This is a genomic window from Thermoanaerobaculia bacterium (assembly GCA_035593605.1).
GTDB lineage: Bacteria > Acidobacteriota > Thermoanaerobaculia > UBA2201 > DAOSWS01 > DAOSWS01.
The window spans coordinates 24,543-46,390 of the sequence record DAOSWS010000014.1; the positions used below are offsets into that span (position 1 = coordinate 24,543).

Annotated in this window: 15 protein-coding genes; 4 read left to right on the forward strand and 11 right to left on the reverse strand. The window is 54.2% G+C overall.

Features of this window, described 5'->3' with window-relative positions:
• Positions 1-199: 199 nt before the first annotated feature.
• From PLD04_08385 to PLD04_08395, 3 genes are all read right to left on the reverse strand, one after another.
• Positions 200-3,847 (reverse strand): GYF domain-containing protein, encoded by a 3,648-nt coding sequence (locus PLD04_08385; protein HXK68351.1) that lies wholly within the window; start codon positions 3,845-3,847, stop codon positions 200-202.
• 389 nt (positions 3,848-4,236) lie between these two features.
• Entirely contained in the window at positions 4,237-5,166 is a 930-nt protein-coding gene (thyX, locus tag PLD04_08390; protein HXK68352.1) for an FAD-dependent thymidylate synthase, read from the reverse strand.
• A gap of 90 nt (positions 5,167-5,256) precedes the next feature.
• Positions 5,257-7,848 carry a peptide-N-glycosidase F-related protein gene (locus tag PLD04_08395; GenBank protein HXK68353.1) on the reverse strand — a complete coding sequence of 864 codons (2,592 nt, stop codon included), beginning with the start codon at positions 7,846-7,848 and terminating at the stop codon, positions 5,257-5,259.
• Between the two features lie 101 nt (positions 7,849-7,949).
• Between PLD04_08395 and PLD04_08400 the strand changes: the two genes are divergently transcribed.
• Both PLD04_08400 and PLD04_08405 read left to right on the forward strand, forming a co-directional pair.
• The gene (locus PLD04_08400; GenBank protein HXK68354.1) at positions 7,950-8,681 is read left to right on the forward strand and encodes a glycerophosphodiester phosphodiesterase; all 732 of its coding nucleotides are present in this window, start codon (positions 7,950-7,952) and stop codon (positions 8,679-8,681) included.
• 59 nt (positions 8,682-8,740) lie between these two features.
• Positions 8,741-11,488: a M6 family metalloprotease domain-containing protein gene (locus tag PLD04_08405; protein ID HXK68355.1), complete on the forward strand. Its 2,748-nt coding sequence runs from the start codon at positions 8,741-8,743 to the stop codon at positions 11,486-11,488.
• A gap of 23 nt (positions 11,489-11,511) precedes the next feature.
• Here the strand turns inward: PLD04_08405 and PLD04_08410 are convergent, their stop codons facing one another.
• Both PLD04_08410 and PLD04_08415 read right to left on the reverse strand, forming a co-directional pair.
• Positions 11,512-12,474, reverse strand: a complete 963-nt coding sequence (locus tag PLD04_08410; protein ID HXK68356.1) for an MBL fold metallo-hydrolase — start codon at positions 12,472-12,474, stop codon at positions 11,512-11,514.
• Positions 12,475-12,501: 27 nt separating this feature from the next.
• A complete protein-coding gene (locus tag PLD04_08415) occupies positions 12,502-12,705 on the reverse strand; it encodes a DUF6485 family protein (GenBank protein HXK68357.1) in 204 nt (67 codons plus the stop codon).
• Positions 12,706-12,927: 222 nt separating this feature from the next.
• Between PLD04_08415 and PLD04_08420 the strand changes: the two genes are divergently transcribed.
• On the forward strand, positions 12,928-13,692 hold the full coding sequence (locus tag PLD04_08420) for a response regulator (protein HXK68358.1): 765 nt from the start codon (positions 12,928-12,930) through the stop codon (positions 13,690-13,692).
• 81 nt (positions 13,693-13,773) lie between these two features.
• On the opposite strand, the gene PLD04_08425 is transcribed toward PLD04_08420, so the two are convergent.
• Positions 13,774-14,868 (reverse strand): hypothetical protein, encoded by a 1,095-nt coding sequence (locus tag PLD04_08425; GenBank protein HXK68359.1) that lies wholly within the window; start codon positions 14,866-14,868, stop codon positions 13,774-13,776.
• Positions 14,869-15,327: 459 nt separating this feature from the next.
• Between PLD04_08425 and PLD04_08430 the strand changes: the two genes are divergently transcribed.
• The gene (locus tag PLD04_08430; protein ID HXK68360.1) at positions 15,328-16,011 is read left to right on the forward strand and encodes an SOS response-associated peptidase; all 684 of its coding nucleotides are present in this window, start codon (positions 15,328-15,330) and stop codon (positions 16,009-16,011) included.
• Between the two features lie 61 nt (positions 16,012-16,072).
• Here the strand turns inward: PLD04_08430 and gcvPB are convergent, their stop codons facing one another.
• From gcvPB to rseP, 5 genes are all read right to left on the reverse strand, one after another.
• Positions 16,073-17,560, reverse strand: a complete 1,488-nt coding sequence (gene gcvPB / locus PLD04_08435) for an aminomethyl-transferring glycine dehydrogenase subunit GcvPB (protein ID HXK68361.1) — start codon at positions 17,558-17,560, stop codon at positions 16,073-16,075.
• Positions 17,557-18,903 (reverse strand): aminomethyl-transferring glycine dehydrogenase subunit GcvPA, encoded by a 1,347-nt coding sequence (gcvPA, locus tag PLD04_08440; GenBank protein HXK68362.1) that lies wholly within the window; start codon positions 18,901-18,903, stop codon positions 17,557-17,559. Before gcvPA ends, gcvPB begins: the two co-directional genes overlap by 4 nt.
• A gap of 1 nt (position 18,904) precedes the next feature.
• Entirely contained in the window at positions 18,905-19,294 is a 390-nt protein-coding gene (gene gcvH, locus PLD04_08445) for a glycine cleavage system protein GcvH (protein ID HXK68363.1), read from the reverse strand.
• Positions 19,295-19,308: 14 nt separating this feature from the next.
• On the reverse strand, positions 19,309-20,397 hold the full coding sequence (gene gcvT / locus PLD04_08450; GenBank protein ID HXK68364.1) for a glycine cleavage system aminomethyltransferase GcvT: 1,089 nt from the start codon (positions 20,395-20,397) through the stop codon (positions 19,309-19,311).
• A gap of 133 nt (positions 20,398-20,530) precedes the next feature.
• Complete coding sequence (rseP, locus tag PLD04_08455) at positions 20,531-21,841, reverse strand: RIP metalloprotease RseP (GenBank protein HXK68365.1); 1,311 nt, start codon at positions 21,839-21,841, stop codon at positions 20,531-20,533.
• Between the last annotated feature and the right edge of the window lie 7 nt (positions 21,842-21,848).

The window sequence follows — 21,848 nt, forward strand, 5'->3', positions numbered from 1 at the left end:
CCGGGTACGATACGGCGGCACTTCCCATTATGCCATGAGTTCACAATACTCCCGGTACCATCATGGCGTTTCCGGAGAGACAACGTATGTCCGTCTTGCGCAAAAAACCAATTTGATTATGTCTTTGGGGATCATTACGTCGTTATTTGCGATTCCTTTTCAGTCAAAACTTTCAGGTCACTTTTTCCTGTTCTATTGGCTAATTCTTTTCAAGCAGGAGCTGTAACCGATAGATCACCATAGTCCCCATACGCTGATTCTCTTCCTTATGGATAAGCTTCCATGGAGCATCCCTTGACTCCCTTTCAAAATACTCATATTTCCCATAGATCTCAAGGTTAATATCAACACCCTCGATGGGCGGCAGGTATCGTTTTTTTACTTCGTCATCGGGAAACCGGATCCTGGCGCCCAAATTTTTCTCAGATTCCTGCAGAGCCACGTGGACACTCTCACCCCAATTCATGGAAAACCAGGATTGATCGTGACGGTCGCGAGTTTGAAGTTTGTATCGTGTAACCGTCCACCGGCCATATTTATGCGTTCCCAGGTAGTGAGCGCCCGGCCCCTGGTCGGTTTCATCCGTCAGCTTGACGTCCACGTTATCTAACGATATCGAAAGAGAGGCTTCTCCATTAGGACGCACGGCCACCCAGCATCGATCTTCATAACACTGATTTGGATTTTTCGATCGATTTTCCGTGTTGTCTCCCGAGACTGCCAGGGTACCCTGGACCTCAACGGTTGCCATCTTTCTGTTATATATTGTTCTTAAATCCTCCGATAGGCTTGAACGACCCTTGATGGGGCTGTTGATCGTGCCCTGATTCTTGAAACGCCATGATAGAGTTTCGCTCTTAATTTTCTTGTCGGAGCCCTTGCCTGTAACCCTGATGCTGATGGCGTCCTCGGCCAGAAGGATACCCTCCTTGCTGAAAAGGGCCACTCTGGGAGAGAAGGTATCACCAGGTTTCAATCCCCTGTACGTATGCTGAACGACCGATTCTCTTCCCGGAGGTCTTTCTTCACTCTGCATTTCACCATCGTCGAAATCCCACTCAAATCGGTATTTTCCCATGGGAGTGACGGCAGCCGTGAAGGTTTCCGAGCTCTCAGAAACCCCGTCTGCAAGTTCCAGAACCAATATTCTTGGCGGCTGAATGGTGACCTCCGCCTTCCCAACCGTAATTTCAGATGACGCGCTTTGAACGATTTTGCCCCCGGTAACCATATCGACCGCAAGGACGTACTTGATCGGCTCATCCTTCTCCTTCACTCCCGGCGAAGGGTCCCACGAGTGCTTCAGCCGGGCCTCCGCCTCGCCCTGTTCGACCCTGGCTTTCACCTTTCCCTTCGATTCCTTCTTTCCGTCCCCAAAGTCATAGACAAAGGTGACCTCCTCAATGTCCGGCGCGATGCTGGAAGCCGTAATATCAAACTCATATTCCCGGTATCCCTCCGCATCCTCGATCTTCTCCGGTTCGATCTTCAGCGTCCCGCTTGAAATCCTGACGGCCCAGATCCCTGCCGTGGCTTCTTTTTCGATCTTCATGGTGTGATAGGCAACATTGTCCCACTTTTCTTCTTTCCGGGATTGGATCTGGATTCCGATCGTCTCTTCATATGTCGATCCATTGGCGGCGATGAAGTAGAGGGTGTCCCCGTCTTTCGCTTCGATCTCATAGGTTTCAGGGAACGGTTTGTCAATGGTAAGAAGGAGCCTGTCACCTGCATTCAAATTCTCCCGCCCCTCTTCATTCCGGTAGAGTCGCACCCTGTAGGGAGGATCGTGGCCCAGGTCGCTCTGGAAGATTCGAAGTATCTCCCTCTCTGCATCGATCACCAGGGTATCGCACTGGCTTGCGGCGACATCTCGGTTAGAAGGATTGGAGAAATCCGAAAGCCGCAGAGAACAATGTTTCAACAGCCAAACGGAAAAGTCGAGATAGAAGTCGTCGAAATTTTCCCCGGTCCTCCTTTTGAGAAGTTTCCTCAGTGGAACCAGGGGATCGGAACCCCGGTCTCCTGCAACGGTATCGATCAGCTCCTTGACCTTGAATCCCCGTTCGGTAACGAGATATCTGACAAAGACCGGTGCAAGGTATTCGTATTCCAGCCCTCCAGTGAGTGCAGTGGTACCGGGAATTTTCCCTGTAGAATTTATCGGGTAGTGTAAAAATTGATTGCCTATCCTTTTGCTGATGGAGGGAGTGTCCTTATCCCAGTCAGAGCGGTAGGGTATCTTTGCCAGGTCGTTCCCCGCCCACTCCGCTGTCGCCTCCATCCACCACTTGTGGGGTGTCCCTGTCCACGCTGTGAACATTCCGTAGTAGGGCCTCTGGATCACATGAAAGAGCTCGTGGGCAAAAAAGGATTTAAAGGTCTGAAAGTGGTCGCTGAAGGAACCACGGCTTCCCGTGACCGGGTCAAAGAACTCCAACCTGATGATCTCCGTGGGAACATGGATAGTATCCCAGAAGGCATCATGAGCCATTTCTCCCTGCTGGATGTAGTAGTTATAAAGGGAGTCGATCTTGACCTTGACGTACCTGGTGTAAATATGGGCTCCAAGGACGCCCTTTTTCGTCGGATCGGGAAATCCCGCTTCCGTGTATCGCTTTAATGACTCTTCAAAGATGAAGGCGATATCCTGAACGGCCGCGGAATATCTTGAATCGTAGGTATCCACCAGATGGAGATTTGCCGGAGCGATTGCCCTTTTCCACTCGTCGTCCGGAAAAACCGTTCTCAGTGCCTTATCGGAATAGAGAACTCGTATCTTCCAGTTTCTGGAGAGGTACTTATCATTGGCCCATCGTTCCGCGACTTCGGAAATCGTACCCCCGACCACGGCGACGATCGCCGCCGTCTTCCCCAGACCTACAAGAGAAAATCCGGTCCAGAAGGCGGAAAGATGGTCGGTGGCCATACAGAGGGTGTGGTTCGTTTCATCCACCCTGAAGTAAAGATCTTCCCATACCATCCTCTTCTCATCCCATCGGGCTGGAGAGAAGTTCGCCTCAACAGGGATCGATCTGTCTAACAGTTTCGGATCGTATGGGACAACAATCTCGATGTATCCGGGCAATTGTGTCATCCCCTCGATCGATACCTCGTACACCTCGATCTCCTCGAAGGGACTATCCCGATAGAGGGCGGGATCTTTCACTTTCGAAACGGCCAGTGTCCGCTCCCTGTCCAGGATACCTCCCGGGATGGTGACCGATATCCCCTCCTTTGTCTGAACTCTCTGTTCCCTTTCGGAGGGTCGCACCTTTCCGCTGTAGAGAGGAGTGACGGTTGGCGCTTTGACCTGGAAGGAAAGTGAGGCAAAGATCTTTTCATCCAACCGTAGTGCGATTTCATCGCATGATGGGGCCAGCGGGGTGTTTATCCCGATAAAGCGGTCTGCAATTGTAGAGAAGGACAGGTCTTTATTGCCACAGGAAACCCTCAGATCCTTACCCTCGACAGTTGACGAAAGTTCGATGATCACAAAAGAACCAGCAGGACCCTCCCTGGGGTAATAGTCGACCACCGTAAGCTTTCTCTGTTTCACGAAAAGAAGGAGACCTCCGGCAACAACGACAACAAAGAGCACGCCGATAATGGCAAGGAGCAGTCTCCCCCCGACGACCTTTTTCTTTCTGACGATAAGGTTCTTAAGCCCGGGAACCTTTCGGCAGGGAACCCATTTCCCAAGAGATTGCGACCAGATGAGATCGTCGGAAAAGAGATTTCCCTCCTGCCCAAAGAGGCAGATTTCTTCCCAGGAGTAGGGGCCGAACGTCTCCCCTCCTCTCCCGAGGTAACAGGTTTCTCCGCCATGCACGGGCACGGGCGTCATGGGGAAAATATATCATAAGGAGAAGCCTGGAAATTTCTTTGATCTAATAACGGGAATGACAACTCAGACAATCCCTCAGTCCAGACGGGTTTAGATCCGGCCAACACATGGCGTGAATGAATAATCGTTGCAGGAGAAAAAAATTAAAGGATAGATTGCTTCGATTGTCAATAACCTGACTCACAGGTAAAAAAGTACCATGTGCTCATTTCACATCATATATGAACCCGGGAAGTAATTTCCTGCAACCCTGAATCTGTTTCGTACGAAAATAAGCAATTGATAATTAACAGCGACGGTGTGCGTTCTTAATCGCGGCACTGACTTTTCGTTCGTCGCACTTTCATTGCATACGGGGGCCATAGGCTTTTACAGCCAATACTTTATCGCTACTCCCAGGGGATGGGGATTCCCAGGGTCTTCAGTTTTTCCTCAAACTCGCGGCCCTCAAGGGTCACCCGGGTTCCCTGTTTCCCCTCGGCCAGGAAACCTGACGCCAGGGAGAGCTTCTGGATTTCCTCTGCTGAAGATTTTCCGTGAATCGCCGCAAGGACTTCCTGTTCTCCCCTCGAAAGGGCGAGTCCACTCAGGACGTAATCCTCAAAGGCTTCCCAGACGATCGGGCACCAGGTCTTCACGATGTCATACCCGATGACCCGGGCATAGGACCGGATTTCCAATTGGGCTGTGGGGTCCAGGCGAAGCTTCAGAAACCGGAGGAGGTTGTGCAAATCGATCTTCCAGTAGGATTCCGTGTAGGTGGAGAGGGGAAGGTCCTTCCTGGCCTGTTCCCGGGCAATGCCGACTTCCAGCCTTTCCCTGTATACTTCGCGAGCCAGAAGCTGAACCTGGGTTTCGCGATCGGTCAGGCGATTTCCCTGATCCGGTTCGAGAAACCCCTCGCTGGCCTGCTTGTTGCTCTTTGATTGTAAGCGCCACTCCTCCGGAAGGGTTTTTGCCGTGGCATCGATTGCTTCGGAGTACCGGGTGGAATACTCGTTCACATTCGCGGTTCTATGGCGAATCCATTGCCGCCAGCAATCCATGGGAACGCGGAGATGGAGCTTGATTTCACACATTTCAAAGGGAGAGGTGTGCCAGTGACGGATCAGGTAGCGGATGAGCTCGCGATCCTGGCTGGTCTTCTTGGTTCCCTTTCCGTAGGAAACCCGGGCGGCCTGGACGATGGATTGATCGGTTCCCATGTAATCCACGACCCGAACAAAGCCGTCGTCAAGGACCTTGTAGGGAACGCCCAGGATTTCGTCCATGGCCGGGACTCGCGTACGTTCCAGTGCTTCCCACGTCTGTTCAGTCATTCAGGCTCCTAACATTTAGCTTGTTCCGGGCATAGAGCCCTGATGTTCCGTCATAGTAGCGCAAGCCGTGTTAAACGGCAACGATTCGATCTATTCATAGATCAGGAGCTGGAGTGTGACTTCCATGAAAGGGCTCCAGGAGTCGGGGTTGACATTGTTGTACTCTTCGCCGTTATACATCCGGATGTCGAAATCGAGTACGTTGTCCTGGCCCGGAACCAGCTGATCGGTCAGATCGACCCGGTGGTCCAGGACCGCCGCCCCCGGACACCATCCGTTGCGGTCGTACTGCCACGTTCCGTACTGGGGACTGATGGGGTTGATGTCACAATCATTCCGCCATGGGATCACCGAATTCATCGTGCCGTTGGCATAGAGATCCATCCGCATAATACAGAATTCCGCACAGTTATTGGTATTGTTGAAGGAGTGTCCGGTTCCGATGAGACGGGCTTCGACACGGGAAGTATCTTCGGGGATATATACCGTCATCGGGTCAATCTGGGAATCGACATTATTCTCTTCATCGATAAACCCGACGACGATATCCTTGCGGCTCCAGAGGTTTACGACCTGGTCTGGACCATGGGGCGTCCCCGGGTAGAAGACGAAGGTTGCGGATACCCGCCAGCCATCCCCATAAACACTTCCCGGCCCGATCCATGTATCGATCGAAGAAACCAGGGTCTGTTCCCCGGCAAAGTAGGAGGCGAGGGGTGTGATGTCGACAAAGTTGCACATCTCCAGCCGGTAGGGTGTGATGTAACGAAAAACTTCAAGATATTCCCACGAGGAGGGATCATCCTCAGGATTTACTACGAGGCGCAGGGAACCGATACGGTCCCAGTGGTCGCATAAACCGCTTTCCGGGCATTCCAGGTTCAGGATCAGACCCACCTGGTTCCAGTCCTGTGCGGGGGGGAATTCGACCGTGTTGACAATATCCCTCTGGTTGTCATCCCCGAGGAAATAATGAAAGACCTGATCGAAAGCGGTCACCTGCGTGGCCTCCTCCGGTACAGGATCGCCCGTGCACAGATACCAGGGATGCTCGTCCTCAAAGTCAACCCATTCCCCCGTCGGCTCCTCTTCGGGAGCCGGAACGATTGAAGGTGCCAGGTACGTGGGATCGTTGGAGATACGGTCCACGCGGGAAGCGTAGGCCGTGAACATGGGTTCCCATGATTCCCCGGGATTCAGGAAGAGATTGTCCGTCGATTCGAGGCTCACCCGGGCGGCGTAACCCGATCCGGCGATTCCGTGACGATCCAGGAATCCGTCGATCTGCAGATGGGCCCAGGGTTCAAGGGTAAGGGACTCCGTGGCAACAACCGAACCATCCGTGGAGAGCAATTCCACCAGTAGCGTTTCTCTGAGGTTGAGGGAGAAATTGATGAATCCAAGATTCGTTCTGAAATTCTCGCTCGATTCCAGGTCCATGAGAATGACCGGATTGCACTGCGCTTCCAGAGGGACAGGGGGAATACCCTGTCCGAAGGTGCCTTTCCCATCGGGGGAGGGTGTCCAGGTACGTGAACCGAGATCGACTTCCTTCAGGTTGAAAGAGGGATCGACGGCCTTGACCACGAGGGCTCCCAGAGTATAGCCGGGGAATTCCCTGTTCAGGATGTCATCGATCCTGGCAGAAGCCCCGGGAACGATCGGGTCGAGAAGAAAGGTATAGGGGACCGAATCGGCTGATCCTTCCGCTCCCGTGGGAATCAGATCGATTTCGACGTAGTAATCGTCGGTTTCCGAAGGGTTCCGCAATACGAGGTCCGTACTCCAGTAAGAGTTGTTGCCTCCTGCCTTGGAGGCCGCTGCGGGAATGAGCAGGGGGACAGCACCGTACGAACCCGACGATTCCAGGTAAACGGGATCGTTGGTGACTCGATCGACCCTTGACCCATAGACAACAAAATCGGGATCGGGGAGCTCGAAACCAGGGGCTCCCGGCGTCAGGTCGTTCGCCTGCTCCATGGAGATCCGGGCCGAGTAATCCTCACCCTGAATCCCATGATCATTCAGGATCGCATTCAGCTGGAAGTGGGCCTGGGGCCCCAGGTGGAAGGGAATCGATTCTACGACAAGCCCTGAAGGATCATAAAGTTCAATAGTGAACAGGATGGACTGCAATCCCGAAAGATTTACGATACCCAGGTTGGTACGGAAGAAATCGTTCTGAGCGAGACCCGTAACCACCCGGGTTGTTCGGTTGAGATCTCCCTCATCGTCCCAGGCCACGGCAGGAATTCCCTGTCCGAAGGTACCGGGACCTTCCTGGGAGGGTGTCCAGGTTCTCGAAGAAGCTGAGATCGGAACGGGCATGCCGTCCGTATCCTTTGCCTGGATGACGAGCGCTCCGGAAGAATAAGCGGAAAAATAGGCACCAAGGACGTTCGGAAGGGTAATGGAGGCACCGGGAAGGAGGGCAGCGGGAATTTCCACGATGTGAGAATTTCCCGGAAGGGAGTCCAGTCCCGTGGGAAGAAACTCGAGGGTCAGGGAAGCACTTCGATCGGAGGGATTGACGATCGTCAGATCGGTCTGCCAGAAAGATCCGTTCCCTCCCTCGGTCAGTGCCGCGACGGGCACGATCTGCCTCCACGATGCATGAGTATCCGCATAAAGGACCGCAGATGTAAGAATTACAAAACTCATAACAGCCATAAATCGTTTCATGATTTTCTCCTTCGGTGGCCTGAATCCTTAAGTGTACCCGACACAGCGTTCACGGACAAGGATGAATCCCGATCTTCAGACCTGGCGTACAATAGAACCCGGTGAACCTGATTCCTCCGGAGTCGTCCAGACGGTACCGTCCGCGAATTATCGGCCATCGTGGAGCGGCCGGGCTGTCCTATGAGAACAGTCTCTCCGCCGTAAAAACCGCCATTGAACATGGTGTCGATGTTGTCGAGGTCGACATTCAGGTATCCCGGGACGGCTGCCCTATGGTCTTTCATGACCGCTACCTCGATCGCCTGACGTACCGAAGTGGTTATATCCACGAGTGGTCCTTCCGGGGGCTTCGAAGAATCCGCCTCCGGAACGGAGAGGTGATTCCCACGGTCCAGGAAGTCCTGGACCTCTGCCGGTCCCGGATCCCCGTCATCCTGGAAATTAAAAGCGAACGGGCCTTTCCCCCACTGAAGGAACTGCTGCGGGACTACGAGAATGACGATCGTGTCCTGGCTGCATCCTTCGACCACGCCTCTCTTCTCTCTCTGAAGAACAGCCACCCGGGACTCCGGACAATTGCGCTCATGGAGGGGGATCCCGTCCTCAAGCTCGGTTTTCTTCGGGATGCCCGTGCAGACATGGCGGGAATGTCCTTCGATACGCTGGGGGAAGATACGATACGGACCTTTCACGGGGAGGGGATCGACTTCATGGTCTGGACCGTGGACCAGCCGATGGAAATGAAGCGGGCCGTAAGAGCCAGACCCTGGGGGATTGCCACTAATTACCCGGACCGGCTGGCCATGCTGCTTCATCGAAAACGATCTTTCTGAAACGTATGGTTCTCTGATTGCAAGTGCATCGGAGCCGTGTCACAATGGCGGGCATGACCATGATCCGACGACTTTTTCCAGCCCTGAGCCTCATCCTGGCATCCCTCTCCCTCTTTGCCCTGCACCCGCCCCGCCCCGGGGAGATCCAGGCACTGAAGGATAAGGGCACCTTCCAGGAGAGGCTGGCCTTTGCGCATAAGCTTGGAAACCACAGGCTTCGTACTGGAGAGGACCTTCTCCGGGCTGAACCGCTCCGCGGCCTTCCCGCCAAGGGAACGGTCCGCATGGTCATGCTGTGCGTTGACTTTCCCGATTTCAAGCACAAGGTATCCCAGGCTTCCATCGAAGCAACCCTGTTCGGGGAGGGATATGCGGAAAATTATCCGGTGGAGAGCCTTCGAATGTACTACCAGAGATCTTCCTACGGGATCCTGGATATTCAGGGCGATGTTCTGGGGTGGTACACGGCCCAGTTCCCGAGGGATACCTATACCGACAACGCCGAGATGCTGATTGAGGAGATCATGGATCATTACAACGGTCTGGGCCAGGACTTTTCCCCCTACGACAACGACGGGGACGGCCAGATCGATTACTTCGGCGTCTACTGGACCGGCCCCATCGGGGAGTGGGCCTCCTTCTGGTGGGGATGGAACAGCTTCTTCGGGGATCCTTCTTATAAGATCGACGGAAAAAGCCTGGGTAATTTTTCCTGGTTCTGGGAACCGGACCGGGAGAATGCCGACGCCTACGGCATGATTCACGAAACCGGTCATGCCCTGGGACTTCCCGATTATTACGACTATGACGATTCAATCGGTCCAAGGGGCGGTCTGGGAGGCCTGGATGTGATGGACGGGTGGGCCTGCGACCACAACGCGTTCAGCAAGTGGGTGTTAGGATGGCTGACACCTGAGGTATCAACGGAAGGTGCGGGGATCAGTCTTCAGGCAGGTGCCCTCGTTCCCCAGGCTGTCGCCATGGGAGACGACCTCTCCCCAACCGATCCCTTCCATGAATATTTCATCATCCAGAACCGGTCCCGGATCGGAAACGATACGACCTTCCCGGGGGATGGGATCATGATCCTCCATGTGGATGCGCGGCGCGCCTGCGGTGCAAGCACGATCTATGACAACTCCTATACCGAGCATAAGCTCCTGCGGCTGATGGAGGCTGACGGGCGGGAAGAGATTGAATCGGGCGGCTGGGCCGAGTTCGACGATCTTTACGCGGCCCATACCCATGCGTCGTTCACACCCGTTACACAGCCCAACTCCGACCTCTACGACGGAAGGGCCAGCGGCGTCCACGTGGATGGAATTTCCTCCGCCGGAATGATCATGACTGCAGACATACGCAGGGATGGATTACCGATTCTGGCGTCCGTCCGGGTGACCTGGCCCCAGGACGGGGAGACAAATGTCGACAGCTCCTCCACCATCACCTGGGACAGGGTCCCTACGAACTACGGTTATGCCGTTGAAATACATTCAGGGGTCGCAACCCTCTTCCGGGCTTCTCTCCGAAAAGATAGCTCCTCCATGATCTTTCCCGCCTACCTTGCCAACCCGGGAAGTTCACTGCAATTCTGGATCAAGGCAAAGGGGGATGGACTTTCCGCTGGAACGGGCCCCTACACCAAGGTCAACCTTGTAACCCAGTGTCCCGATCGAATGGCGTGGTTTGCCAAAACCTTTTTCGAGCCCCCCTGCAGTGTCTGGTTTCCCGGTATAGCCCACCATCCAACGCTGGGCCTGACAGTTATGGCGGGCGGGCTGGACACTCCCGTGACCCAGGTCTACGACGGATATTCATGGAGCCGGATCGATACCTTGAATCAACCGCCCGCCCGTTCCTTTCCGGCCATGGCCTACGACCCCGTTCAGGATGGCATCGTTCTCTACGGGGGATGGAATTACCAGAACTCTGAATCTCTTGGTGACACATGGGTTCTGGATCCCTTCCGAAAGACGTGGACCCGATATGATGGTGAACCCTCCCCCCCCGCTGACTGGGCCGGGCTCATGGTAACCGATCCGGAACGTAACGTCGTCGTGCTGATCCTTCCCGGTGAGACATGGGTGTGGAACGGGAGTTCATGGGCCCTTGAAGATGCCGGCACGACTCCCGTGATGTTCTACGCCTCCGCCGCGTGGGATCCTGTGGGAAAACGTGTTCTCCTTTTTGGAGGAATGGACGGATACACCGGGGCACTGTCGAAAACGCTCTACGCGTATTCCGAAGGCCAGTGGACACCTCTAACCACGACCCTGAGCCCTTCCGCCCGGTACCTGACCTTCATGGCCACCGATCCATGGTCGGAACGGGTTCTCCTCATGGGAGGAGATAATGGGTACGAAGTTCTCTCGGACCTGTGGGCCTGGAACGGCACGCAGTGGACTCAGCTCGATCCGTGTGCAGGGGAACCTCCAATGGCATGGCCTGCACTCGGAGTCTTCGACGTCGGCCGAAACATGTTATTCATGGCCGGGGATTCCACGGGGATATCCTGGGAACTGGCACCGCGCCACACCGTGTCCGCCGACTTTACCGTCAACCCAGATCCTTCCTCAGTCAATGAACCTGTAACGTTTTCCCCAACGGTCACAGGAACTGTATCCCGTTATTACTGGATCTTCGGGGACGGTGCCACATCGTCGGAGGCCTCTCCCACCCATACCTACCTGGAGCGGGGAACCTACATGGTGCGCCTGCTGGTCATGGACGGGGAGGGATCGCACACTACGACAAGGTGGATCACGGTCTCGGGTCCCGGTCACACCCGGCCCTTTGACAAACCCTGAGAGAATGGGCTACCGGTTCTGACTTAATCCAGGGAGCGGGCCTTTATTCCCAGCTTTCGGAGCCGGGCCGCGAACCGGCCCCGGTCCGCAAAGGTCCAGACTTCCTGTGGAGACACCCGTTCTATGAAGGTAATCAGGTCCCCGGTATCTGCGTGGTCACTCATCGGGATCCTGGCATCCCAGGATCCTCCACGATCCGCGGCCCAGCCTGAAACAAAGGCAAACCGTGCCCCTTCCCGGGACATGGACTGCCTCTGGTAGGTCAGGAGGGAGCGTGTGACCACCATGAAGTCTCCACGGAGAGGCGAGCCGGCCTTCCACGGGATTACGGAAGGCAGGGCGACGCCAGCTTTTCTCATCGATTCTGTCATTCGGAAGAGGCCGGCCGGGAGTGCTCCCACGTACCCACAGGAACCGAGGTGGAGAACCAGATCCTGAGCCTTCCCGACCCGGCTCATGACCACAAAGACAGGATAGGCACCTTCGGCTTTGCAGGATAGGAGAAAGGAGAGGGCTCGGGATTCCGCCTCCTCCAGGGTAAGATGGCGGTACGTTCCCTCACCGTAGGTTCCTTCCATGATCAGCAGATCGGCGCGAGGAGTGGAAGCCGCCGGGCAGGTACGAGATCCCGACAGTCGGACGTCGCCTGAAAAGAGAACGACGGATTCATCCGCTTCAAGCAGGAGCTGGGCCGATCCCGGGATGTGACCAGCCGGCAGAAATGTGAATGCGTATCCTTTCTTTTCAAAGCGCTGATGCATCCTGTAGGTCTGCAGCTTTTTCGGTGCGTCACGGAGATCTTCCAGGAGAACGGCCGTTTCCAGCGTGCAATGTCCGATCAAATGGGGCGCGAAATGGTCCCGATGCGCGTGGGAAATAAAAGCCTCTTCCCTTGGTGTCGGCACATCGAGATACCATCCAAGGCATGGAGCGTAGACATGGCCGTCCCGGACGGTGACAGGGTAGTTTTTCACAGCGGCGTTCACGGTCAGAAATAGGGAAAAACGGTATTCCTACACCTTTCCCGATTGGACAAGACGGGCAAAGTGTTCGAAGGAACGGTCGTAGGTCCTCTCCGCTTCACGGGAAAAGACGCACCCCGGCAGCTGGCGGCTCCGGAGGTGATACTGGATGCAATCACAGCATATCCCCTTGCGGGAGCAGGGATCGTACGTGCATGTGCACAGGCTCAGGCTCTTTTCCTTTTTGCATTCCATGGCAACTCCCGGCTGGCGTTGATTCCAATCAATTGTAACCCAATAATTACACCTGATGATTCATCTTTACCTCAGAAACCACACTGTCCTTTCCCGGGAAATAAGGCTGAGGACTTCGGACAGATCACAGTTCCCATTATCTTACATAGGAAAGTTTTTATAATCTATATCGATGTGCTTATCCCTTGATGATATAATAACGGATTCAATCGCGGAGGAAATATGGGATATAAACCTTCGGTCATCATTGCTGACGATAGTGAAGCTTTTTTAATGTACCTGTCACTTGTATTAAACCGCATGGGATTTGACATAATACCTGTAGAAAATGGATATGAAGCCATCAAACTCGGAAGGATCCTTTCACCTGACATAATCATGATGGACATCATGATGCCCGAAATGGATGGCATCACTGCGCTTCGAAATTTAAAAAGTGACTCACAGCTTCGACATATTCCCGTAATTATGATTACCGTTGTCTCCGATACAGAAAAAGTAGAGGAATGCATGAGAATCGGGGCTTCAGGTTATGTTACGAAACCCATAAAGCTATCCAGGCTTCATGAAACAGTCAATCAAACCATACCGTATACTCATTTTCAGAAACGCAAGTTTATCCGGGCGACTATAAATCAGAAAATTCTTGTCGAATCATCGCTTTTTGGAAGCAAAGAGTATTTTGCCGAAACATTATCGGAAATGGGTATTTACTTCAGAACAAATGAGGCATATAAAGTTGGGGAACCGGTTAAACTTACATTTACCTTGAAAAATCAAACAGAGATCTCATTATCCGGTTCCATCATTTATCGAAAGGGACTTTACGGCGATGTATTTAAACGTTCACCAGGAGTGGCAGTCAAGTTTAAGGAACCTTCTGTTTATGAAAGAATGCTCCTGAAAGAGTATATTGCTGAGAAGTTAATCGGAGATATCCTAGATGAGCAAAAGGAATCTCTTTTTGTAAAAGAAGATGAATCCTGAATGGTCAAAGATTACATGGGCTTTTCGACCCCGGTATTTTATTGACTGGCTCTTAAAGAGCACATAAGGGAAATAACGGTTTTATGGGAGTCTCTCTACATTCAATAAAATGATGTTGCCATCAAATTGGGTGGAGCCAATGTTAATTTCCCGCTCATCGATGACGGAGAAGCTCCCCTCCCGATCTACGGCAACTGTCTTTACGGTGTAAGAGTCCGGGGTGAGGCTTGCAGTATGCACGTTTATATCAAAGTGATGCGGCAGGTCAAAAGGTCGTCGATGACGGGATGGCGGCGGCCATGGCACTTCCGGCTCTTCAAATTCCTTTGCCGCGATGAACTGACTGCCGAATTGCACGTAAACACCCTGAAGCTCGTCATCATCCAAGACCTGTCCGTGGAAGTGAAGGATATTTCCCTCCACGGTCACTTCAATAGACCCGGTCGGGAAGTGGTCATCATGGCGAACGGCACCGAAGAGAAGAACTTCATCTCCTGAAGCGACATAGAGCCTGTTGTTGGATACAAGGGATCCCGTGACTCGAGAGGAGAGTTCGTTGACTCCCGCATTCCATGGATTGTGTATTAGATCAAAATTATACAAATGAAAAATCTCTTCGCCTCCTACTTTCGTCACCTTGGTCACGTATGCATAAGACTCGTGCGCTACTATTGTGTTGACGCTTCCCCCATCTTCAACGAGATCGGTGGCATCCCACCAATTGTAATCATAGATTCTGTCTTTAAGGTAAAAGACCACGATGTGATCCGGGTGGGGATACGCCCTGCTGTTGGTTAAGTAGTAGTTTTTGTACTGGTGTGAAGTACGCTGCAGGCAAGATTCTGAACAATTGGGATTTCCTGTAAGACATGGGGACCAGTAAGCATCGCCAGACCCGATAATGGAGTCCAGATCACTTTTAAGGAAATGGCTGGTACTCCACTCAGCAGGAAAAAAGAATTCACCCCGATAGTAGCGAATCTGGCCACCACTGTACACAATGTCATGTTTACAACCATCCAGATAGTCGTAATGCGGGTAGATCATGATGGATGCGAAATCGGGAAGATGGATGGCATAGGGGACAAAACAGCATGTTGGATACCAATCCATGGGTTCCCCTTCATCCCAGTAAGAGGGACAAAAAAGATAGTCCTTGGCAATCGAACATCCCACAAATTTATCGGATGGGAACCCACCGGATAATGCGTTCAAGTTCCAGACACCCGCCTGGGAAGGGATCAACTCCCAGACCTGCAGGGGGTTGGCCGGTTGCCGTAAATCGTAAAACCGTATCCCATGGTCCTCCAGGGATGCGTACCAGAAACGAATGAGAAGATGTTGCCATCGATAAAGTCGGGCAGAATACTCGCTGTAATTACGGGGACACTATACCCATTTCTCCCATTTCTTCCCGTGAGTATTCTTCCCATGAATCCAGTGTATCGCCAGGTATATTCAATGTCAATTTAATAAAAGTATGTTACGAAGCCAATGCCTCCCACACCGGGTTGACGAATCGGAACTTCAATGTAACGGCAGGGGATTCCATACATCGATTGAGGAATGAATGGGACTGGTTTCCGGTTACTCTATGAGGAATCCATGAATAAGACCCTTTTGAGGTAACCCGTGATGTGCGGCCGATTTGTTCAGATCTCGGTATCCGATTCGTTTATTCCGGGACTTCCGGATAGCTTGGCGTCCAACGGATTGGCCCCGAACTACAATGTCGCGCCCACGCAGGACATTTCCGTCTGGACCATGGAAGACGGCCGGTTAACTCATAGAAGGATGCGCTGGGGCCTCATTCCTTCCTGGGCCGAGGATGCGTCGATCGGAAACCGGATGATCAATGCCCGGGCGGAGACCGCAGCGGATAAACCCGGCTTTCGAAGCGCCATGCGCCATCGAAGGTGCATCATTCCCGCAGACGGATTCTATGAGTGGGTAGATAGACCCGGAGGCCGGGTTCCGATCTTCATTCATCGGATCGACGGGTCGCCGCTCCTCATGGCCGGGCTCTGGGAATCGTGGTCCTCCCCTGAAGGCGATCCAATTCTTTCGTGCACGATTCTCACGGTGGAGGCCAACGCCTTCATGAAACCGTTCCACCACCGCATGCCCGTTCTTCTGCACAGGAACGACGGAGCACGGTGGCTGGACCCCTCCATTACCGAGCCGGGCATGGTCCTGGACCTCCTGAGACCCTTAGCGGAAGAGGCTCTGACGGCCCATGAAGTGTCCCGACGCGTCAATAGCCCCAAAAATAACAGCCACCTCTGTATCCAGCCAGTTCCTGGAGGCCTTACCTTATAACAAAAAAGCCCCGGGAAGTTTCTCCACGGGGCTATCATTATCGATCTTGTAAGGCCTACTCTCAGGGCTTTTCCTCCGGATCAGGGCACCACCGCAGGATGGGATTCCGAGCCGCCGCCACTTCATCCAGACGGCGAACCGGCGTGGTGTAGGGAGCCTGGCGGACAAATTCCGGATCCATTTCGATCTCTTTCGCGATCTGCTTCATGGCCGCAATAAAGGCATCCAGCTCTTCCCTGTCCTCCGTCTCGGTCGGTTCGATCATCAGGGCCCCATGGACGATCAGGGGGAAGGACACCGTCGGAGGATGGATGCCGAAATCAAGCAGCCTCTTCGCGATGTCCATGTTCTTCACGTTCCTGGACGCGTAGCTCGTATCGTCAAAGACCACCTCGTGAAGCGTGGGGGAATCGTACTTCAGGTTAAAGACATCCTTCAGCCGGGCCCGAAGATAGTTGGCATTGAGAACAGCCCGCTCCGATACCCCTTTGATACCTTCTTTTCCCAGGGCGCAGATGTAGGTGTAGGCACGGATCAGCATCCCGACATTCCCAAAAAAGGAGCGGACCCTGCCCACCGACTTTGGAAAATCGCAGGATAGACGGTACTGCTGTTCGCCCGTGCGGACAACCCTGGGGACGGGAAGGTAGTCGACGAGAGGTGTCGATACGCCCACCGGTCCGGCGCCGGGACCTCCCCCCCCGTGGGGTGTGGAGAAGGTCTTGTGTAGATTCAGGTGCATGACGTCCACGCCCATGTCTCCCGGGCGGGCGATTCCCATGAAGGCGTTGAAATTGGCTCCGTCGCAGTAAAGGTACGCACCCTTTTCATGCAGGAGGGCGGCAATCGTCATGATTTCATCTTCGAAGACACCCAGGGTGTTGGGCACGGTGAGCATGAGGGCCGCCACATCCTCGTTGAGGTGCTGGCGAAGCTGATCCATGTCCACCGTTCCCCGCTCGTTGGACTTCAGCTCTTTCACTTCATACCCGGCAAAGACGGCGGACGCTGGATTAGTTCCGTGGGCGGAATCGGGGATCAGAATCGTCTTCCGGGGGTTCCCCCGGTCCTCGTGGGCCTTCCGGATCATCATGACCCCGGTGAGCTCTCCGTGGGCCCCGGCGGCCGGCTGGAGGGTCATGCCGGCGAATCCCGTGATCTCCTTCAGGAGGCTTTCCAGGTTTTCCATGAGTTTCAGGGTTCCCTGGACCGCAATGTCGGGCTGGTGGGGGTGGGCCAAGGCAAATCCGGGAAGACGGGCCGCCCACTCGTTGACCTTCGGGTTGTATTTCATCGTGCAGGAACCCAGGGGATAGAAACCGAGATCCACTGCGTGGTTCAATCGGGAAAGCCGGGTAAAATGGCGGACGACTTCCACCTCGCTTACCTCGGGAAGTTCCCGGATCGGTTTGCTGCGCAGCAGATCCGCGGGCAGGAGATTGGAAATGCCCGGGGATTCCACGCCGGATTCAACCACGTGGATTCCTTCTTTTCCCGACCGGGAACGCTCAAAAATCAGGGGTTCGGGAGTTTTAAAATCGGTCTTCATGAGAGACTCCTGGCGGCGTCCACAAGCTCAGACAGGGATTCAGGTTCGTTCATTTCCGTTACGGCCATCAGGTAGTGATCCTTGAATTCCGGGTAATCGTCTCCCAGTGCGGGACCGATCGTATAGCCTCTCTTTTGCAGTTCTTCATGCTTTCCGTCCGGAAGGCCGATTACACATTCATTGAAGATGGGGCCGGCCAGGGGGAAAGAGATCCCGTCGATCCCTTCCAGCCGGCTGCGCAGGTGGTGAGCCCGGATGGTATTGACTTCGGCAAGCTGACGCAGCCCCTTCCGGCCGTACAATTCCAGGTACACGGTTGCCGCCAGCGCGCAGAGAGCATGGTTCGTGCAGATATTGCTCGTCGCCTTCTCTCTCCGGATATGCTGTTCCCGGGTGGAGAGCGTCAGGACAAATCCCCGCTTCCCTTCTGAATCCCGGGTCTCTCCGCAGATCCTTCCCGGAAGCTGGCGAAGGTATTCCTGGCGGGTCGCGAAAAATCCCAGGTAGGGCCCGCCGTAGGAAAGGGGAATCCCGAAGGACTGGGCCTCTCCGCAGGCCACATCGAAGCCGAAATGGCCGGGCGGTTCAAGAAGTGCAAGAGACAGGGTTTCACTGGTTACCGCGATCTTGAAGATCTTTCGATCTCCCAGCAGGTTCTGAATCTCCTTCAGATTCTCGATCACGCCCAGGTAGTTCGGGGTCTGGACGGCAATGGCAAAGACGTCTTCGTCCACCATGCCTGCCAGGGCCGCCAGGTCGACACTCCCGCTTCCTTGGAAGGGAATTTCTTTGACGACCAGATCCATGTTCTGCAGGTAGGTCGTCAGAACCTGTCGATACTGGGGATGCATCGTCCGGGAGACAAGGACGGTTTTCTTCTTTTTAATCACACGCCCCGCCATCATCACGGCTTCCACGAGGGCTGTGGCTCCATCGTACAGGGAGGCATTGGCCACGTCCATTCCCGTAAGACCCGCGATCATGGTCTGAAACTCGAAGAGAGCCTGCAACCCTCCCTGGGAAATTTCAGGCTGATAGGGCGTGTACGAAGTATAGAATTCAGCGCGAAGAAGGACCGTATCGATGATGGAAGGTATGTAATGGCTGTACGCGCCGCCTCCCAGAAATCTCTTCGACGCTTCCCCCAGGCAGTTGCGCTGGCTGAGGTCATCCAGATGGGCGACAAGACGCTGTTCCGGGAGAGCCCGCGGGACGTTCAGGAGTGATTTCAGCCGGATGGATTCCGGGATCGTCCGGAAGAGATCCTCCAGGGACGAAACCCCGACGATCTCCATCATCTCCCGAAGGTCTTGATCCCCCTGGGGAAAATAGGGGTGGTTCATCTCAGTGCTCCTTTTCTTTTTCCTCCGCAACAAATGTGGCGTAGGATGCCTCGTCCATTAATCCTTCGAGCTCACCCGCATCGGAAGGATCGACAACCACGAGCCATCCCTTTCCATAGGGATCCTGGTTTACCAGCTCCGGGCTGGCCTCAAGTTCACCGTTCGATTCGACCACCGTCCCCGAAACGGGAGCATACAGATCCGACACAGCTTTTACCGATTCGATCGTGCCCATCGTTTCCCCGCGGGAGACCGTTTCCCCGTCGGAAGGAAGCTCGACGAAAACGACATCACCCAGCTGTTCCTGAGCATAGGTTGTGATTCCGAAACGGACCTTACCGTCCTCAAGTTCGACCCACTCGTGTGTTGTGGTGTACTTACGTTCGGCCATTACCATCCTCCTTATCAGGATTTTTGACGTTTATAGAACGGCATGGGGACAACACGGGCCTTCAGCCTGCGTCCCCGGATATCGATCAGGATTTCCGTACCGGGTTCGGTATGTGCGACGGGAACATAGGCCATTCCCATGGCCTTTCCGACAAACGGCAATTGCGTACCCGACGTAACCTCGCCGGTGACCTCATCTCCGATTACAACGGGGTATCCATGCCGGGCGATACCTTTGTCGATCATCTCAAACCCGACAAGTTTCCGTGTGATCCCCGTTTCCTTCTGTTCCTGCAGGGCCGGACGGCCGATAAAGTCTCCCTTATCTATTTTGACGATCCAGTCCAAACCGGCTTCCCACGGCGTGTGGGCATCGTCGATGTCGTTACCGTAGAGCGCCATGCAGGCTTCCAGACGGAGCGTATCCCTGGCGCCAAGGCCGCACGGTTTCAAACCCTGAGATTTCCCGTGGGTGAAGAGTTCCCGGTAAATGGGGGCCGCATCCTCCGGGGAGCAGTAAATCTCGAACCCATCCTCACCGGTGTATCCGGTCCGGGAAACAATCGCTTCCCGTCCGATTACCTTTGCTATGGTAAATCGGTAGTATTTGACGGCAGGAAGATCGGCCTCCACCATGGGCTGCAGAATGGCCTCCGTATTGGGTCCCTGGACGGCAATCTGTGCATACGCCGCGCAGCGGTCCTCAATGACCGCGCCCATCGGATTGTGATCCCGCATCCATTGAATGTCCTTCGGGGCGTTGGCGGCGTTGATCACGAGAAAAAAGTGGTCCTCCGCCAGCATGTAGACCAGAAGATCATCGACAAATGTTCCCCGTTCGGTCAGCATGGACGTGTAGTGCGCCCGTCCCACGGATAATTTGGACACATCGTTGGTGGTGATGGATTGGACAAATTCAAACGCTTCGGGTCCCTTCACTTCCACTTCCCCCATATGCGACACATCGAAGACCCCCGCAGCCGTCCGCACCGCCATGTGCTCATCGACTAGACCGGAAAATTGGACCGGCATCATAAAGCCCGCAAATTCCACCATCCGGCCGCCGAGTCGTACCTGTTCTTCAAACAACGGCGTATGGTTCACGCGTACCCCCCTTCGGTTCTCCTGGACATTCTTGTGAAAGTTACCACAACCTTTCATGACCCCTGTGACGGGTCTTCCATTTTACCACTTCAGAGCAAGTTCCTCCATCTGTTGTTGATCAGGAAAATTTGATTCAAAAAACGTTGCGAACGAAGTCGATATAGAGAACAACCACCATGAGCGTAATCAGCAGGTAAAAGCCGGTTGTCAGGACTCTTTCCTTCAGCTTGAGCGGCAGTTCCCTTCTTCGGACACCTTCAATCAGAAGGATCAGAAGATAGCCGCCGTCCAATACAGGGATGGGCAGAAGGTTAAAGATTCCCAGCTGGAGGGAGATCCGGCCGAGCAGATTTATAAAATCGTTGAATCCGCTGCGGAGGGCCTCTCCGGAGTAGCGGGCGATATCGATGGGACCACTCATCTGTCTAAGCGAACCGCGTCCACGCAGAAGACGCTGAACAATCTTTAGCGCCAAGGTCGCGTCACGAATGTTCTCCTTGATAGAGATCTTAAGAGCGGAGATGAGGGCGTAGCGCCGGATCGTGAAGGCTCCTTCGTCCAGCCGATACATGATCCCCATGAGTCCGCGGCCATCCTGCTCACCCAGGGTCACATCCAGAGTCTGCGTATTTGAACCTCTCTGGATTTCGAGAGAAATCGTTTCATTGGGGAGGGAGGACACCATATCGGAAAAGCGGCTGTAGGTAACCCGCTCACCGTTCAGGGCCAGAATCCGGTCTCCCGGCTTCACACCGGCCATGTCCGCGGGCCCGCCGGCCGTGACCTGATCGATCACGGGATAGATGGCCGGACTGACGCCTACCCATCCGAGATCATAGTTCCCTACCTTTTCAATCGTCAGGGGCAGGGTCAGAGGCTCTCCATTCCGCTCCACCGTAACCGGAATCGTGTCTCCTCCCAGAATAACCGACTGCATCTGAAATTCTTCCCAGGTTTGAATCCGTTTGTTTCCCAGGGCCTCGATCCGGTCTCCGATCTGAAACCCGGCCTGAACAGCAGGCGAATCGGGAAAGATGTACTCGATGACCGGCGGTTCATTGAGATAGGCGGGGGCTTCGACACCCACCATGTAGACCCCTGCGATGAGCAGGAGGGCCAGAAGAATATTCATTCCGGGGCCTGCCAGAAGAATCAGGGCCCGCTGCCATCGTTTTCCCCGGAGCTGGGGTTCGTCCCCCGAGACGATGGAGGATTCATCGTATCCCATTCCAAGGATCTTTACATAGCCTCCCAGGGGAATGGCAGAAAGACGAAATTCCACATCCCTCCACTGTTTGTAAAGCAATTTTTTTCCAAAACCGATGGAAAATACCGGCGTGGGGAACTTAAACAAACGGGCCATGAGAAAATGGCCCAGCTCGTGGATTGTGATCAGGATTCCAATGGCAACCAGAAAGGCAAGCAGGCTAGTGATGTAAGTCATTGTAATG

What these genes read in the sequence shown, in the direction of transcription:
- PLD04_08430 (HXK68360.1), top strand. Translation starts at nt 15,328, where the DNA reads ATGTGCGGCCGATTTGTTCAGATCTCGGTATCCGATTCGTTTATTCCG.
- PLD04_08420 (HXK68358.1), top strand. Translation starts at nt 12,928, where the DNA reads ATGGGATATAAACCTTCGGTCATCATTGCTGACGATAGTGAAGCTTTT.
- thyX (HXK68352.1), bottom strand. Translation starts at nt 5,166, where the DNA reads ATGACTGAACAGACGTGGGAAGCACTGGAACGTACGCGAGTCCCGGCC.
- PLD04_08415 (HXK68357.1), bottom strand. Translation starts at nt 12,705, where the DNA reads ATGGAATGCAAAAAGGAAAAGAGCCTGAGCCTGTGCACATGCACGTAC.
- gcvH (HXK68363.1), bottom strand. Translation starts at nt 19,294, where the DNA reads ATGGCCGAACGTAAGTACACCACAACACACGAGTGGGTCGAACTTGAG.
- gcvPA (HXK68362.1), bottom strand. Translation starts at nt 18,903, where the DNA reads ATGAACCACCCCTATTTTCCCCAGGGGGATCAAGACCTTCGGGAGATG.
- PLD04_08405 (HXK68355.1), top strand. Translation starts at nt 8,741, where the DNA reads ATGATCCGACGACTTTTTCCAGCCCTGAGCCTCATCCTGGCATCCCTC.
- PLD04_08385 (HXK68351.1), bottom strand. Translation starts at nt 3,847, where the DNA reads ATGACGCCCGTGCCCGTGCATGGCGGAGAAACCTGTTACCTCGGGAGA.
- gcvPB (HXK68361.1), bottom strand. Translation starts at nt 17,560, where the DNA reads ATGAAGACCGATTTTAAAACTCCCGAACCCCTGATTTTTGAGCGTTCC.
- rseP (HXK68365.1), bottom strand. Translation starts at nt 21,841, where the DNA reads ATGACTTACATCACTAGCCTGCTTGCCTTTCTGGTTGCCATTGGAATC.
- PLD04_08395 (HXK68353.1), bottom strand. Translation starts at nt 7,848, where the DNA reads ATGAAACGATTTATGGCTGTTATGAGTTTTGTAATTCTTACATCTGCG.